Source organism: Aestuariibaculum sediminum (assembly GCF_014596945.1).
Classification (GTDB): domain Bacteria; phylum Bacteroidota; class Bacteroidia; order Flavobacteriales; family Flavobacteriaceae; genus Aestuariibaculum; species Aestuariibaculum sediminum.
The window spans coordinates 48,763-64,977 of record NZ_JACVXB010000009.1 but is presented as its reverse complement, the minus strand read 5'-3'; the positions used below and the strand labels follow the sequence as shown (position 1 = coordinate 64,977).

General features: G+C 36.1%; 11 protein-coding genes and 1 tRNA gene. 8 read left to right on the top strand and 4 right to left on the bottom strand.

Annotation, left to right across the window (positions count from 1 at the left end):
- Positions 1 to 29 precede the first annotated feature (29 nt).
- On the bottom strand, positions 30 to 2,882 hold the full coding sequence (polA, locus tag ICJ83_RS15345) for a DNA polymerase I (RefSeq protein WP_188231293.1): 2,853 nt from the start codon (positions 2,880 to 2,882) through the stop codon (positions 30 to 32).
- A gap of 241 nt (positions 2,883 to 3,123) precedes the next feature.
- Here polA and ICJ83_RS15340 point away from each other — a divergent pair, with 241 nt between their 5' ends.
- The 3 genes from ICJ83_RS15340 (at position 3,124) to ICJ83_RS15330 (ending at position 5,680) form a co-directional block, all read left to right on the top strand.
- Positions 3,124 to 3,849, top strand: coding sequence for a copper homeostasis protein CutC (locus tag ICJ83_RS15340; protein ID WP_188231292.1), 726 nt, complete (start codon positions 3,124 to 3,126; stop codon positions 3,847 to 3,849).
- Positions 3,850 to 3,955: 106 nt separating this feature from the next.
- On the top strand, positions 3,956 to 5,191 hold the full coding sequence (locus tag ICJ83_RS15335) for a metallophosphoesterase (protein WP_188231291.1): 1,236 nt from the start codon (positions 3,956 to 3,958) through the stop codon (positions 5,189 to 5,191).
- 192 nt (positions 5,192 to 5,383) lie between these two features.
- Entirely contained in the window at positions 5,384 to 5,680 is a 297-nt protein-coding gene (locus ICJ83_RS15330) for a thioredoxin family protein (protein WP_188231290.1), read from the top strand.
- Here ICJ83_RS15330 and ICJ83_RS15325 read toward each other — a convergent pair.
- Complete coding sequence (locus ICJ83_RS15325; protein ID WP_188231289.1) at positions 5,677 to 6,360, bottom strand: polysaccharide deacetylase family protein; 684 nt, start codon at positions 6,358 to 6,360, stop codon at positions 5,677 to 5,679. The two genes, ICJ83_RS15330 and ICJ83_RS15325, sit on opposite strands and share 4 nt — an antisense overlap.
- 3 nt (positions 6,361 to 6,363) lie before the next feature.
- Positions 6,364 to 9,672, bottom strand: coding sequence for a glycosyltransferase family 117 protein (locus tag ICJ83_RS15320; protein WP_188231288.1), 3,309 nt, complete (start codon positions 9,670 to 9,672; stop codon positions 6,364 to 6,366).
- A gap of 153 nt (positions 9,673 to 9,825) precedes the next feature.
- On the opposite strand from ICJ83_RS15320, the gene ICJ83_RS15315 reads away from it, so the two are divergent.
- A tRNA-Gln gene (locus ICJ83_RS15315) sits at positions 9,826 to 9,898 on the top strand.
- Between the two features lie 82 nt (positions 9,899 to 9,980).
- Here the strand turns inward: ICJ83_RS15315 and ICJ83_RS15310 are convergent.
- On the bottom strand, positions 9,981 to 10,814 hold the full coding sequence (locus tag ICJ83_RS15310) for a universal stress protein (protein WP_188231287.1): 834 nt from the start codon (positions 10,812 to 10,814) through the stop codon (positions 9,981 to 9,983).
- Positions 10,815 to 11,039: 225 nt separating this feature from the next.
- On the opposite strand from ICJ83_RS15310, the gene rimP reads away from it, so the two are divergent.
- The 4 genes from rimP (at position 11,040) to ICJ83_RS15290 (ending at position 16,194) form a co-directional block, all read left to right on the top strand.
- A complete protein-coding gene (gene rimP / locus ICJ83_RS15305) occupies positions 11,040 to 11,501 on the top strand; it encodes a ribosome assembly cofactor RimP (RefSeq protein WP_188231286.1) in 462 nt (153 codons plus the stop codon).
- Positions 11,502 to 11,514: 13 nt separating this feature from the next.
- Positions 11,515 to 12,747 (top strand): transcription termination factor NusA, encoded by a 1,233-nt coding sequence (gene nusA / locus ICJ83_RS15300; RefSeq protein ID WP_188231285.1) that lies wholly within the window; start codon positions 11,515 to 11,517, stop codon positions 12,745 to 12,747.
- A 31-nt stretch (positions 12,748 to 12,778) separates the two neighbouring features.
- Complete coding sequence (gene infB / locus ICJ83_RS15295; RefSeq protein WP_188231284.1) at positions 12,779 to 15,586, top strand: translation initiation factor IF-2; 2,808 nt, start codon at positions 12,779 to 12,781, stop codon at positions 15,584 to 15,586.
- 125 nt (positions 15,587 to 15,711) lie between these two features.
- Positions 15,712 to 16,194 carry a phage tail protein gene (locus ICJ83_RS15290; protein WP_188231283.1) on the top strand — a complete coding sequence of 161 codons (483 nt, stop codon included), beginning with the start codon at positions 15,712 to 15,714 and terminating at the stop codon, positions 16,192 to 16,194.
- The last annotated feature ends 21 nt before the right edge of the window (positions 16,195 to 16,215 follow it).

Sequence of the window (16,215 nt, the reverse complement as noted above, 5' to 3'; positions counted from 1 at the left end):
CTTGAGGGGACTATAGGGGTGTCATTGACTTAATGCGCCTCTAGCCAGTTGTTACCAGTGCCTAAATCTACATCTAAAGGTACTGCCAACTGGTAAGCGTTCTCCATTTCGGTTTTTACTAATGTTTTAATGCTGTCAAGTTCTGGTTTGTAAACATCGAAGACCAATTCATCATGCACTTGTAAAAGCATTTTTGTTTTAAAATCACCAGATTCTAATTTTTTATAAATGTTAATCATGGCAATTTTAATAATATCGGCAGCACTACCTTGAATTGGTGCGTTTACTGCATTACGCTCGGCAGCTCCACGAACTACAGCATTACGTGAGTTAATATCTTTTAAATAACGACGACGCCCTAAAACTGTTTGCACATAACCGTGGTCGCGGGCAAAATCGACTTGCTGGCTAATATAATTTTTTAGCTTCGGGTACGTTTCGTAGTAAGTATCAATTAGTTCCTTGGCTTCACTGCGCGATAAATTAGTTTGGTTACTTAATCCAAAAGCAGAAACCCCGTAAATAATTCCGAAGTTTACCGTTTTGGCATTACTACGCTGTTCGCGTGTTACTTCGTTAATAGGTACATTAAATACTTTCGATGCCGTCGAGGCGTGAATGTCTTCACCGTTTTTAAAAGCATTAATCATGGTTTCTTCTTCGCTTAAAGCTGCAATAACACGTAATTCTATCTGGCTATAATCGGCGGCCAGTAAAATATAGTCATCATTACGGGGTATAAATGCTTTACGCACCTGACGACCGCGTTCGGTACGAATAGGAATGTTTTGTAAGTTAGGGTTGTTACTACTTAATCGACCCGTAGCGGCAACCGTTTGCATATAATCGGTGTGTACACGATGACTTACAGGATCCACTTGAAGTGGCAAGGCATCAATATATGTACTCTTTAGTTTCGATAAGCCTCTAAAGTCTAAAATATTTTGAATGATATCATGGTCTTTGGCCAGATAGCTTAAAATATCTTCGCTTGTTGCATACTGTCCTGTTTTGGTTTTTTTAGGTTTGTCGACCAGTTTTAATTTTTCGAATAATATAACACCTAACTGTTTTGGTGAGGCGATATTAAATTCCTCACCGGCAGCTTCGTAAATTTTACTTTCAAGCGTTTTGATATCGTTGGTTAAAGCATCAGATAAACTGTTTAAAAAGGCTTTGTCCAGATTTATGCCTTCCAGTTCCATGGCTGATAATACCCGTAAAAGTGGAATTTCAATCTCATCGAATAACTTTTGAGTACTGGCTTCGCCTAATTCTTTTTCGAAATGTTCCTTAAGTTGGAGCGTGATATCGGCATCTTCTACGGCATATTCTGTTTGCTTTTCCAAAGGTACTTGGCGCATTGATAATTGGTTCTTGCCTTTTTTGCCAATTAAAGTTTCAATAGAAATCGGAGAGTAATTCAGGTAAGTTTCAGCTAAAACATCCATATTGTGGCGCATATCTGGATTAATAAGATAATGAGCCAGCATGGTGTCGAATAATTTACCTTTTACGGCTATATTATATTTTGCTAATACTTTTATGTCGTATTTTAAATTCTGACCTATTTTTTCAATGTTTTCGCTTTCAAAAAACGGTCGTAATTCTTCGATAAGTTTCTGTGCTTCGCTTTTGTCCTCCGGAAATGGTAAATAAAATCCTTTGCCAGTTTCCCATGAAAAAGCAATACCAACTAATTCGGCTGCGAGTGGGTTCAGGTCGGTAGTTTCAGTATCAAAACATACCGATGTTTGTTGCATTAATTTTTTAACGAATAATTTTGTAGCCATGCCCGATGCAACACTTTGGTAAAAGTGAGATGTGGTTTCGGCAGTTTTTCTTGTGTAAGATGCTGTGCTTTCGCTTTGTGTTTCATCGCCGCCTCCAAAAAGTGAAAATTGACCTGCTCCGGCTGAAGTTGGTTCTTTTATAGTTTCCGTTTTAGTGTCTGATGCTTTAGATGGACTTGGAGATTCTTTCGCGGCTTCCGTATTTGCGGAAAAGGTTTTTAAGAAATTAGTTAGCAGATTTCTAAATTCTAAATCCTGAAAAATTTCAGTGACTTTTTCTATGTTTGGTTCCGACATTTCGAAGTCGTGTTCGTCGAATTCTACAGGAACATCAAGCATAATTGTTGCTAGTTTTTTAGATAGCAAACCAAGTTCTTTATTGGCTTCAACTTTCTCCTTCATTTTACCTTTTAGCTCATGCGTGTTTTCTAAAAGCCCCTCCATGCTACCGTATTGAGCAATGAACTTTTTGGCTGTCTTTTCTCCAACTCCGGGAAGCCCAGGAATATTATCGCTCGAGTCGCCCATCATACCTAAAAAGTCTATAACCTGTAATGGGTTTTCAACTTCAAATTTTTTCTTCACTTCCTCAATACCCCAGGTTTCATAACCACCACCAAAGGACTTAGGGCGATACATAAAAATGTTTTCACTTACTAACTGAGCAAAATCTTTGTCGGGAGTAACCATGTAGGTTTGATAGCCTTGTTTTTCGGCTTGTTTGGACAGTGTTCCAATTACGTCGTCGGCCTCATAGCCTTCTTTTACCATAATCGGAATATGCATGGCTTGTAATATATTTTGAATGTAGGGTACAGCTACTTTTATAGCTTCCGGTGTTTCGTCTCGATTCGCTTTGTAAGCTTCAAACATTTCCACGCGGTCGGTACTTCCACCTTTGTCAAAACATACAGCTAAATGATCTGGTTTTTCACGTTTTATAACATCTAAAAGCGAATTCATAAATCCCATAATAGCAGAGGTGTCAATGCCTTTACTGTTTATTCTGGGGTTTTTAATAAAGGCGTAGTATCCGCGAAAAATTAAGGCATAAGCATCAACTAAAAAAAGACGTTTTTGATCAGACATATGTGTTGTTTTGATAAGAACTTCAAAACTACAAAAACTTACGCGATAATTGAGATTTAAATGTTTTTAGGCACTATAGTATTAACAAAATAATTCGGTTATAAAGTTGTAATTAAATGGTTTTAAAGAGGTTTTTACTGCCGAAAAAATGAATTGAATTATATATTTAAATAAGTTGCATATTTTTACAAGAATGATTTCTATCTAGGTATTACTATATTTGTTTTTTTAATTGAAAATTATGATAGTAGAAGTTTGTGCTAACTCTTTTGAATCGGCTTTAAATGCTGAAAAAGCGGGTGCTCATCGTATCGAATTATGCTCGGAATTAGCTGTTGGAGGAATAACACCTTCTTTTGGTTTGATCAAAAAAGTTATAGAAACTTTGTCCATTCCGGTGTTTGTTTTAATTCGTTCAAGAAGTGGGAGTTTTACGTTCTCCGACGATGAAATGGATATTATGAAGCACGATATTAAACTGTGTAAGGAGCTAGGGTGTGCCGGAATTGTTTCGGGAGTTTTAAATGATGATAATACAGTAGATATTGAAAAAACAAAGCAACTTGTAGACCTCGCGAAACCATTACCATTTACGTTTCATCGCGCTTTTGATTGGGTGCCAAACCCGATAGATGCGATTGAAGAATTAAAGCGTTTAGGAGTTGATCGTGTGCTTACTTCTGGTCAACAAACATCGGCTGCTTTAGCACTCCATTTTTTAAAAGAACTTAAAGAACTTGGACAACAAAAATTGTCTGTTTTACCCGGTGGTGGCATAAAACCAGAAAATGCTGCATTGTTTGCAAAAGCTGGCTTTGATGAAATACATGTGTCAGCTTCTACTATTGAAACGGTTATTGAACAACCTAAAATTACCATGAACAGCTCTAAATTTTTTGATGAAACCATTAAGTCGTATTCTGATATAAGGACGATTCAAAGTATTTTAAAAGCAACCACACTTTAAGGGGAGGAGAAATAACAGAGAATGGTATGTTCTTAAGGTTCCGTTAAATATATTGTGGTGCTTATAATACTCTTTAAAATCCCTTATCTTTGGTAAAAAACCATTTATGTTGCGTTGGGCTATCTTTTTAATACTTTATTTAGTTGTCGATATTTACGGCTTCCAGGCATTAAAAACTGTCACCAGAAACCATTGGGTGCAAGCCTTGTATTGGGTAGTGTCTTTATTGGTTATCGGTAATTTTGTATATAATTATTACGGGTTTAACCGAAGCGATGGTTTTACACATCGACACGCTTTTGCATTTGGGTTTTTTATCGCGCTACTCGTGCCAAAAATGATTTTGTTGATAGCCATGTTAGGTGAAGACATTTTCAGGGTGCCACAGGCAATTTATAGATATTTTACAGAAGGAAATTCTGCCGAAGGCAATTATTTTGCGTCGCGTCGTCAATTTATAAGTAAAATCGCTTTAGGTATATCAGCGATTCCGTTTGCTTCCATATTATACGGTATTTATAAAGGAAAATACAATTTTAAGGTTTTAAAATATACCTTGACATTTGAAGATTTACCAGAGGCTTTCGATGGGTATAAAGTCACTCAAATAAGTGATGTGCATTCAGGTAGTTTTGATAATGTTGATAAGGTTGAATATGCGATAGATTTAATTAACGAACAAAATAGCGATGTTATTTTGTTTACAGGCGACATGGTAAATAACAAGGCTGATGAATTAAAGCCTTACCAGAAAATATTTAGTAACCTAAAAGCTAAAGACGGTTTGTATTCCGTATTAGGTAATCACGATTATGGTGATTATGTGGCATGGGAATCGGAAGAAGCTAAACATCAAAATTTAGAAGATTTAAAAGCACTTCAAAGGGAAATAGGTTTTGATTTATTGTTAAATGAAAGTCGATTTATAGAACGTGGCGGCCAGCGTTTGGCTTTGGTAGGTGTAGAAAATTGGGGAACAGGCGGATTTAAAAAAGCTGGTGATTTACAAAAGGCTACGAAACAGGTTGAAGCAAATGATTTTAAAATTTTAATGAGTCATGATCCGACCCATTGGGAAAAGAAAGTTAAAAATGACGACAATCATTATCATTTAACCCTAAGCGGTCATACTCATGGTATGCAATTTGGAATCGAAATTCCGGGATGGTTTAAATGGAGTCCTGCTAAATGGCGTTATAAATATTGGGCAGGAATGTATAATGAAGCAGGTAGATATCTTAATGTAAATAGAGGTTTTGGTTATTTAGCGTTTCCTGGTCGCGTTGGAATATGGCCAGAAATTACCGTTATAGAACTTAAAAAGGGTACTGTAACGGCATAATAATAAAACGCTTATTTTTTTAATCGTGAACGGTAATATTTCTATTATTTATTAAATGTTGTAATTCCTATAGAAATTGCGTATTTTTATATTAGGACGTGGTAAAATATGCTACAAAAAAACACGTATATCAAAAATTTGAAAAAAATGTGTAGGTTTGTAAAAGTATATTTGACTCATAAACAATAAAGTATGTCAAAATTTGGGGAACTTATTGATGTAGAAATTCCGGTGTTGTTAGATTTTTTTACCGACTGGAATGAACAGTCTTCAACCATGCATGCCGTTTTAAGAGATGTTGCGGCAGCCTTAGGCGATAAGGCTAAAGTAATAAAAATAGATGTTGATAAAAATGCGGAGCTTGCCGAAGCTTTACGTGTAAAGGCGATTCCAACTTTAATAATCTACAAAGGAGGGGAAATGAAGTGGCGACAGAGCGGAGAGCAAGATGCCAATACGCTTATTGGAATCGTTCAGCAGTTTATTTAATGAGGTATTGATTCAAAACTGTAGCCTAAATTTGTAAAGTGTTTTAAAACTTTAGGTAAGACGTATTGCATGTTTTTAGAAGCCTTAATACTATCGTGAAACACCACAACGCTTCCTTTTTCTGTGTTATTAATAACATGGCTTAAACAATCTTCCTTGCTGGTTTTAATGTCCCAATCAAACGATAATACATCCCACATAATAATTTTATAATGCATCGCTAAAAGCGCTTTACCCTGACCAGGAGTTAGTCTTCCGTAAGGCGGTCTAAAAAGTTTTATGTTTTTATTTTTGTCTTCCTTTTCGTTTTCTTCAACCTGATTTGAATTGGCTAAATGCAATTTAAATGCGTTGTCGCAGGACTTAATATTTTTAAGGTAGTCTTGCTTCTTTGTTTTCCAGCCTTTTAGATGATTGTGGGTGTGATTGCCTATAGCATGACCTGTTTTTATAATATTTTGAAAAATTTCAGGGTGTTTTTCAACATTGTTTCCAATACAGAAAAATGTGGCTTTTGCCTCAAAATCATTCAATATTTTTAGAGTCCAATCGGTTATCTCAGGGGTTGGTCCGTCGTCAAAAGTCAGGTAAATTACCTTATCGGAAGTCGGGATGTCCCAAACATAGTTTGGGAACATCTTTTTAACAACTTCTGGTATTTTAACTAAGGATAACGGCATATCTTAATTTAAGATGTCAGCCGTACTGTCTAACGTAGGAAATGTTGAATCCTGTTCTGGTGTGTAAACGTCTTCATCGGGTTGCTCACCATAAAAATGCTTAAATAACATGAGATGGTTGTTGAAGATTTCTCCTTCGGTTTTAGCAAACTCAGGATCGTATATCACGAGTACATCAATTAAAGCCTTGTAACGTTGAATGTCAGTGTAGATTTCTTCAAACATTCTGTTCTGGTTATCTATCGATAACTTGCTGTAATAGTTTAAGCTTTCTTGGTATTTGTTTGCAACCTCTTTAAATAGGTTTTGAGCTTTGTCTTTACTGTTAACTTCATAGTAAGCGCTTATGTAAGGCTCTAACAGGGTGTAGTAGCCAAAGTAATCAACTGGCATATTGGTCATGGCAATATCAGCTACTTCTTCGGCTTTATCTAATTTATTTTCATTAATTAATTGTTCAATTAATCGAGCTAAATTACTTCTGTAGGTAATCGCATTTTTACGAGTTTCAGGATCGTGATAAATATCAGGACTTCCACTATTACCCCAATCCCATTGCTTGACTTTTTTAAACATTAATTCGGTGTCTACACGTCCCATATCGAATGGGTTAGATTTACTAACAGGCGTTCTTATAGGTACCAGTTTGTAGCAGAGGCCATCTAATTGTAAATAATCTTTCATCCAGATATAGTCGTCGTCACCAAAACTTCCACCCGTAAAATATATAGGTCGTTTCCAATCGTTGTTGGCAATAACATCTAGCATTAATAGTCTGTTTTTGTAAAGTGCGTTGCCAGTAATGTTAATATCAATATATGGTACAATTTTATTGGCGTCTTTTGGTTTTACAATACCCGATTTTAAGGCGTTTTCTTTGTTTACCGGAATTCTTAAATGTCGTGTAGGTAGGTAACTGGCTTCTAAATCCTGTCTTCTTACTTGAGTTATATCGTAATTGTTTTGCTGTAAAACATACTTGTATTTGGTTTTAGGATTATCGCTTGCGATAAAATCTAAAAATTGTTTTACGTCAAGGGTATCGGCAATAACTTCTTCAATAACGATATAATCGTTGGTTCCGTATTGGTATAAATCGTGTGTTAACTGAGATGGTATCGGGTCGCTTTCGTATGCTTTGCGTTTCATTTGGTCTATATACCAGTCGGTTTGGAATAAACTTGTGTTCACAACGCGTACGTCGGTACGGTACCCTTCAATTTCTTGGGCATACCAAAGGGCAAAGGTGTCGTTATCACCAATAGTAAATAGAATGCCGTTTTCGGCACAGGAGTCCAGGTACATTTTCGCCATAGCGTTGGCGGTATATTTTCCTGAACGATCGTGATCATCCCAATTGTTTGCTGCTAAAATTCCAGGTACAAGAATTAAACATATCAGGCTTATTACTGGAGCAACAATTTTTTTAGGAGCAAATTTATTTAAGGCATCGTAAAGGGCGTATACGCCAAAACCAATCCAAAGCGCAAACACATAAAACGAACCAACTACCGAATAGTCGCGTTCGCGTGGCTCGAATGGGCGCACATTTGTGTAAACTTGAATGGCAACACCTGTAAATAAGAAAAATACAAGCATGGTCCAGAAGACTTTTTTGTCTTTGTTAAACAAAAAGAAGAAACCTATAAGACCGAGTAAAAATGGTAATAAGTAATAGGTGTTTCTGGCTTTATTGTTTTTAACATCGCTTGGTAAATTATCTTGAGGTAAACCCAATAATTTTTCATCAATAGAATTGATTCCTGTAATCCAGTTGCCATGGTTATCGTATCGTCCCTGGATGTCATCTTGCCGCCCCGAAAAATTCCACATAAAATAGCGCCAATACATATATCCTAACTGATACTGAAACATATATTTAATGTTGTCAGCCAAACTTGGTTTTTCAATGTCAATGTACTGTTTGAAATTCTTTAAAAAGGTGTTATAGCCTTCGCGATCTACATTGCCTTGAGCCACATCATTTTTAAATTTATTGATGGCGCTTCTAAGTTGATTATCCATTTGATAATCGGGTTTTAGTTTAAAATTTAAAAACCCGGTAAACATCATATAGTTTTCTGCGTGTTCGGGACTCCACATTCGAGGTAAAATAGATGCGTGCTTTGAATTGTAGTTTTGTTTGGCGCCTTTATAGTCATTAACAATAACGTACTCTCCTTTTTCTTCGTCTTTTTCGTATTTAGGTTTGTCGTCTATATATGGATTGTTCTCATCTAAAAAAGCATACTGGTCGGTAAACTGCGGACCATAAAACAGGTGTGTTTCAGGGTACTGTTCGAGGTTGTAATAAGCTAGTAATTCTCTGGCACTCGATGGATTATTTTCGTTAATCACAACATTGGCATTCGCTCTAATGGGTAGCATAAGCCAGGTAGAGAATCCAACAATAACAAAAGTTAAACAAAGAGCAGCTGTGTTTAAGTGTATATAACCTTTAGTTCTTGTATAACGTAAAGCATAGTATATTGAACCAATTAAAACGATTCCAGCAATTATAGAACCAGAATTGAAAGGTAAACCTATGGTGTTAACAAAGAAAATTTCGAATACACTAAAGATTTTAAGAATATTAGGAGCTAATAATTTAAAAACAAATAATAGAACTGCTACCGATGCTATATTAGCAATGATAAAGTTTTTAATGGTTATTGTTTTATAGTTTTTAAAGTAGTAAATAAGACCAATGGCAGGAATCGTTAATAATCCCATAAAGTGAACACCAAAGGAAAGTCCGATAATAAAGGCGATTAAAATTAACCAGCGGTTACCTCGTGGTTTTTCCATATCTTGTTCCCAACGCAGGCCAAGCCAGAATAAAACAGACATTATTAAAGTTGCCATAGCGTATACCTCAGTTTCAACGGCATTAAACCAAAACGAATCGGTAAAAGTGAAAGCTAAACTACCAACCAGCGCACTACCTAATATAGCCATGGCCTTACCTTCGCTTATGTCTTTTTTGGTGCCAACAATTTTTTTCAATAAAAGAGTAATGGTCCAAAACATAAACAAAATAGTAAAAGCACTAGAAATGGCACTCATCATATTCATCATAAAACCCACTTGAGAAGGTTCAAGAGCGAACATAGAAAAGAAAGCACCAAGCATTTGAAACAAAGGTGCTCCGGGAGGATGGCCAACTTGTAGTTTTGCTGAGGTTAAAATGTACTCGCCTGCATCCCAAAAGCTTACAGTAGGTTCGGTGGTTAAGGTGTATGTGATTAGAGCTATTAAAAAAGCAAACCATCCTAAAATGGTGTTCCACTTCTTAAAGTTTGAACTGGTCATGAATTTTTCTTTATTTTTACGTAGGCGAATTTAATAATAATTATGGTATTCAAACCTCTTTTTAAGGAAACGTTAAGGTGGCTAAAATATTTTTTTTAAAAAAAGCTTGTAGAAATAAAACTTTGTTTTAAATTTGCACCCGCAAACAGGTACTGGCCTATGGTGTAACTGGCAACACGTCTGGTTTTGGTCCAGAAGAGTCTAGGTTCGAGCCCTAGTAGGCCAACAAAAATAAAACCCCGATTATTAAAATAATCGGGGTTTTTTGATTTTAGTATTATTCTTTTTAAAAAGTTTTAATCGCTCTATTAGTTGTCTTCTATTTTAAAAGTTAGAATAGGACGATTCGCGTGGTTTACTAAATCTTCGCTTATACTACCATTAAAGAAGTGAGAAAGTCCTTTTCGGCCGTGGGTACTAATGCCTATTACATCGGCAGAAATGGATTTGGCAAAGTTTAAAATGCCACTTTCAACGTTTACGTCATTATAAATGGTTATTGTGTGGTTTGTTAAATTTGAGTCTTCAATAAATTGATTTATTTTTGATTTAGCGTCATCGGTACTTATAAAGTAGTTAGGTGTATTTACCATAACCAAATGTAGTTTGCTTTTAAATAGCTGGGCAAAGTTTACGGCATTAGCGAAAGATGCTTTGCTGTCGGTTTCAAAATCTGAGGCGTACACCATGTTTTCTATTTTAAATTCGGGGTGATCGTTTTTAATTACGAGTACGGGTGTTTTAGAGGTTCTTACCACTTTTTCGGTGTTGCTTCCAATAAATATTTCTCTCAACCCACTCGCCCCACTGGAGCCCATTACTACTAGGTCTATGTTTTGCTTTTTACAAACTTGGAATACACCCTTAAATATTTCATGAAACTCAACATGTTCATGAATTTTTAAGCCTTTTAAGAAGTCCTTCTTTTTAAGTTCGGTAAATTGTTTATGAGCCAATTTCATAAAAAATATAGCTTCTGGCAATTCACTAAATCCACTTATAGGATCTACCTGGTGAATTGGAATTTCAAGTATATGTAGTAGGTGGAGTTCGCATTTGTATGTTTTGGCTAATTGTGCTGCTACTTTTAATGCGTTTTCTGCTTCAGTTGAAAAGTCTGTTGGGACTAATATTTTCTTCATTGGTTTTATTGTTTAAATTAGGATTTAAAATTTGTTAGTCGTGTTCGTAATTTTTTATTAAAGAATACTAAATTTAGTTATAAATATTTAGGTTGGTTATAATGGCTAACTACTTAAAATTATGAAATATTGCTTTAAAAATCAATAAAATGTTGTATATTTGCAGCGTTGAAAGGCGAAATTAAGAACGAGGGGACATAGAGTCCCCTCTTTTTATAAAATAAAATGTTTAAAGAGACCGTAAAAGAATTGCTGGATGCCGCGTTACTGGAACGAAATGATTTGTTTCTGATAGAGTTTAATATTGGTAACGATAACCATGTTAAAATTGTAATTGATGGCGATAATGGGGTGTTGGTTGAAGACTGCATGTTTGTAAGTCGCGCTATTGAACATAATATTGATCGAGAAGAACACGATTTTTCGTTAGAAGTAATGTCTGCAGGAGCAGCATCACCACTAGTAAATTTAAGACAGTATAAAAAGAATCTGAATAGAGACCTGAAAGTAAGAACAGCTTCGGAAAAGTTCGAAGGGACACTTACTCAAGCCACCGACACAGATATAACATTAGAATGGAAAGTTAGAGAACCTAAGCCTATAGGTAAAGGTAAAGTAACTGTAACAAAACAAGCGAATATCGCTTACGAGGAAATTGTAGAAGCAAAAGTTATGATTAAATTTTAATTCAATAAGAGTTATGGAGAATATCGCGTTAATTGAATCTTTTTCAGAATTCAAAGACGATAAGCTAATTGACCGTGTTACGTTAATGGCGATTTTAGAGGAAGTGTTTAGAAGTGCCTTAAAGAAGAAATATGGTGATGATGATAATTTCGATATTATTGTAAACCCTGATAAAGGAGATTTAGAAATCTGGAGAAACAGAGTCGTAGTAGCCGATGGAGAAGTTGAAGATCCAAATCAGGAGATTTCGTTAACTGAAGCTCGTAAAATTGAACCAGATTTTGAAGTAGGAGAAGACGTTTCAGAAGAAGTAAAGCTTATAGATTTAGGAAGACGTGCGATATTAGCATTGCGTCAAAATTTAATTTCTAAAATTCACGAACACGACAACACTATAATTTTTAAGCAGTTTAAAGATTTAGTTGGTGAAATTTATACGGCAGAAGTACATCATATTCGTCATAGAGCTGTAATTTTGTTGGATGATGAAGGTAACGAGATTGTTTTACCAAAAGATAAACAAATACCTTCCGATTTCTTTAGAAAAGGTGATAATGTAAGAGGAGTAATTGATAGTGTTGAGCTGAAAGGGGCAAAACCAACAATTATTATGTCTAGAACGGCACCATCGTTCTTAGAAAAACTATTTGAGCAGGAAATACCAGAAGTTTTTGATGGTTTAATTACAATTAAGAACGTGGTTAGAATTCCTGGTGAAAAAGCAAAAGTAGCGGTAGATTCATACGATGATAGAATCGATCCAGTTGGTGCATGTGTTGGTATGAAAGGGTCTAGAATTCACGGGATTGTACGTGAACTAGGAAATGAAAATATCGATGTTATAAACTATACAAACAACTTACAGTTGTATATTACAAGAGCTTTAAGCCCTGCGCGTGTAACGTCTATTAAAATAGATGAAGAGAATAAACGAGCAGAAGTAATATTAAAGCCAGAAGAGGTAAGTAAGGCCATTGGTAGAGGTGGGCACAACATCCGTTTAGCGGGACAGTTAACAGGTTACGATATCGATGTGTTTAGAGAAGGTGCTGAGGAAGACGTTGAGTTAAGCGAGTTCTCAGATGAAATAGAGGGATGGATAATTGAAGAATTTAGCAGAGTTGGATTAGATACTGCAAAAAGTATTTTAGAAGAGGAAGTTAAAGATTTAGTTAAACGTACCGATTTAGAAGAAGAAACAATTAAAGAAGTTATTAGAATTTTAAGAGAAGAATTCGAAGAATAACATATATATTTGAGTATTTTAAAGGCAATTTATGGCTGAAACAATAAGATTAAATAAAGTATTACGCGAGCTGAATATTTCTTTAGATCGAGCTGTAGAATTTTTAGATTCAAAGGGCATCGAAATAGAGAAGCGACCAACCACTAAAATTTCAGAGGAAGTATATAATGTGCTTTCTAATGAGTTTCAAACAGATGCTAACAAAAAAGTAGCATCTAAAGAGGTTAGTGAGGCTAAGCAGAAAGAAAAAGAGGAGCTGCGAGAGCAACGCGAGCGTGAACTTGAAGAAAAACAGAAAGAGGCAGCTAGAAAGGAAGAAATTGTAAAAGCCACTAAAATACTTTCTGGACCGAAGCAAGTAGGTAAAATAGATTTAGATTCTAATAAACCTGCTGAGAAACCTCAGGCCGAAAAACCAGAAACACCTAAACAGGAAGAAGCGAAAGCTGAAGCTCCTAAAGAGCAACCAACGGTAGCAGAAAAGCCAAAAGCCGAAGAGGTAAAACCAGAGGCTAAACCAGAGGCACCTGTAAAGGAAACTAAAGAGGAACAGAAAAAAGCTGAGAAGCCAGTAAGCCAAAAACCTAAACATCAAGGGCCTGAAGTTGAGAAAACTATGGTTACTAATGAGAATGGTGAATTGGTTTCTGAGGAAAAGGTGAAAACCAAATACCAAAAGCTTTCTGGGCCTAAAATTGCAGGCGATAAAATTGATTTATCTCAATTCAATAAGCCTAAAAAGAAGAAAGAAGATAAAAAGACCGACAATAAGCAAGGAGGAGATGCTGCCAATAAAAAGAAGCGTCGTCGTATAAGCAAAGCTGGAGGTCCTAACCAATCTGGAAATCAGGGAGGTGATAGAGGAAATCGATCAAACGATCGTTTTAATAAGGGAGGAAACAAAGGTAGACGTCCAATTATTAAAGAAGATCCTAGCGAAGAAGATGTTAAAAAGCAAGTGCGTGAAACACTTGAAAAACTTCAAGGGAAATCCTCAAAAGGTAAAGGTGCTAAATATCGTAGAGATAAAAGAGATCAGCACAGAGACCAAACTCAAAAAGAATTACAGCAGGAAGCAGCAGAAAGTAAAGTATTAAAAGTTACTGAGTTTGTAACAGCAAATGAGGTTGCTACCATGATGGATGTTCCTGTAACCTCTATTATCTCAGCTTGTATGTCGCTTGGTATGATGGTTACCATGAACCAGCGTTTAGATGCAGAAACTTTATCAATAGTTGCTGAAGAATTTGGGTATAAAGTAGAATTTGTAACAGCCGATATTGAAGAGTCAATTGAAGTTGTTGAAGATAAAGAAGAAGATTTAAAACCAAGAGCACCGATTGTAACCGTAATGGGTCACGTTGACCACGGTAAAACATCACTTTTAGATTACATCCGTAAGGAAAATGTAATCGCTGGTGAGTCTGGAGGTATTACTCAGCATATTGGAGCTTATGGTGTAGAATTAGAAAACGGACAAAAAATAGCGTTCTTAGATACACCAGGTCACGAGGCCTTTACAGCAATGCGTGCTCGTGGTGCGCAAGTTACCGATATCGCTATAATTGTGGCTGCGGCCGATGACGATATCATGCCACAAACCAAAGAGGCTATTTCGCATGCGCAGGCAGCTGGTGTGCCAATAGTTTTTGCTATAAATAAAATTGACAAGCCAGATGCAAATCCTGATAGAATTAAAGAAGGCTTAGCAAATATGAACCTTTTAGTAGAAGACTGGGGAGGTAAAATCCAATCTCACGATATTTCTGCTAAAATGGGAACTGGCGTTAAAGAATTATTAGAAAAAGTATTGCTTGAAGCTGAGTTGTTAGAACTTAAAGCTAATCCTGAAAAACCTGCAGTTGGTACAGTAGTTGAAGCCTTTTTAGATAAAGGTAGAGGGTATGTTGCAACTGTTTTAGTACAGGCAGGTACGCTGCGTGTTGGGGATTACGTGTTGGCTGGTAAAAACAGTGGTAAAGTTAAAGCTATGCACGATGAGCGTGGTAATGATGTTGCCGAAGCAGGTCCTTCTACACCAGTGTCTATACTTGGTTTAGATGGTGCGCCACAGGCCGGTGATAAGTTTAACGTATTTGAAGATGAACGTGAAGCCAAGCAAATCGCTGCGAAACGTTCTCAATTACAACGAGAGCAGTCTGTACGAACGCAACGTCATATTACACTAGATGAGATTGGACGTCGTATTGCACTAGGAGACTTTAAAGAATTGAATATAATCCTTAAAGGAGATGTGGATGGTTCTGTTGAAGCCCTTACCGATTCATTCCAAAAATTATCGACTGAAGAAATTCAGGTAAACATCTTACATAAAGGGGTAGGAGCCATTACCGAAAGTGATGTGTTGTTGGCTTCGGCTTCCGATGCTATTATTATTGGATTTAATGTGCGCCCTGTTGGAAATGCACGAGCAACTGCCGATAGAGAAGAAATCGATATCAGAACGTATTCCATTATCTACGATGCGATTAATGATCTTAAGGACGCCATGGAAGGAATGTTATCGCCAGAATTTAAAGAAGAAGTTACTGGTACGGCTGAAATTAGAGAAATCTTTAAAGTATCTAAAATTGGTAGCATAGCCGGTTGTATGGTAACTAATGGTAAGATTCTAAGAAGTTCAGGAGTGCGTATTATTAGAGATGGAGTAGTGGTGTTTACGGGAGAATTAGCATCGCTTAAACGTTTCAAAGATGATGTTAAAGAAGTAACGAAAGGTTACGACTGTGGTATGCAAATTAAAAATTACAACGACATTAAAGAAGGTGATGTTATTGAAGCTTTCCACGAAGTTGAAGTTAAAAAGAAACTTAAATAAGTAGAAAAAAATCTATTTCAACAATAATTTTAAATCCCGCGATACGCGGGATTTTTTTTGTATACATGGATGACTATTATTTTTATTGTTAACTTGAAAGCAATGTAAAATTAAAATATTCTAATATGCGTAAATTATTACCAATTATTGTTTTGTTTTTAGCCTTGTTAACAGGATTTAAAGTTAATGCGCAATCCGAGCCGCTTATTGGTCAGGTGGTTATGTTTGCTGGAAATTTTGCGCCCCGTGGGTGGGCACTTTGTAATGGTCAGCTATTGCCAATAAGTAGCAATACAGCGTTGTTTTCTATTTTAGGAACGACTTACGGTGGCGATGGAAGAACAAATTTTGCTTTACCGGATCTAAGAGGAAGAGTTGTAGTGCATCCTGGTGCAGGTCCTGGATTAAGTTCGTACCGATTGGGGCAAAAAGGCGGCGACGAAAAAAGTAATGTTGTTAAGGATATTTCTGCATTCAATAAAGGAATAAATGTAAATAGTAATGTTGGAAATCGTGGGGGAGAAGGACAAACCATAAACAATATTCAGCCTTATCAAGCCATAAATTACATTATTGCTCTTAAAGGGGTATATCCATCAAGAAATTAAATAAAAAAAAGCGGCCATTTG

Excerpts from the sequence above, each read along its gene's own strand:
- ICJ83_RS15330 (WP_188231290.1), top strand. The coding sequence starts at position 5,384 with ATGTCAAAATTTGGGGAACTTATTGATGTAGAAATTCCGGTGTTGTTA.
- ICJ83_RS15320 (WP_188231288.1), bottom strand. The coding sequence starts at position 9,672 with ATGACCAGTTCAAACTTTAAGAAGTGGAACACCATTTTAGGATGGTTT.
- ICJ83_RS15335 (WP_188231291.1), top strand. The coding sequence starts at position 3,956 with ATGTTGCGTTGGGCTATCTTTTTAATACTTTATTTAGTTGTCGATATT.
- rimP (WP_188231286.1), top strand. The coding sequence starts at position 11,040 with ATGTTTAAAGAGACCGTAAAAGAATTGCTGGATGCCGCGTTACTGGAA.
- ICJ83_RS15290 (WP_188231283.1), top strand. The coding sequence starts at position 15,712 with ATGCGTAAATTATTACCAATTATTGTTTTGTTTTTAGCCTTGTTAACA.
- infB (WP_188231284.1), top strand. The coding sequence starts at position 12,779 with ATGGCTGAAACAATAAGATTAAATAAAGTATTACGCGAGCTGAATATT.
- ICJ83_RS15340 (WP_188231292.1), top strand. The coding sequence starts at position 3,124 with ATGATAGTAGAAGTTTGTGCTAACTCTTTTGAATCGGCTTTAAATGCT.
- ICJ83_RS15310 (WP_188231287.1), bottom strand. The coding sequence starts at position 10,814 with ATGAAGAAAATATTAGTCCCAACAGACTTTTCAACTGAAGCAGAAAAC.
- ICJ83_RS15325 (WP_188231289.1), bottom strand. The coding sequence starts at position 6,360 with ATGCCGTTATCCTTAGTTAAAATACCAGAAGTTGTTAAAAAGATGTTC.
- nusA (WP_188231285.1), top strand. The coding sequence starts at position 11,515 with ATGGAGAATATCGCGTTAATTGAATCTTTTTCAGAATTCAAAGACGAT.
- polA (WP_188231293.1), bottom strand. The coding sequence starts at position 2,882 with ATGTCTGATCAAAAACGTCTTTTTTTAGTTGATGCTTATGCCTTAATT.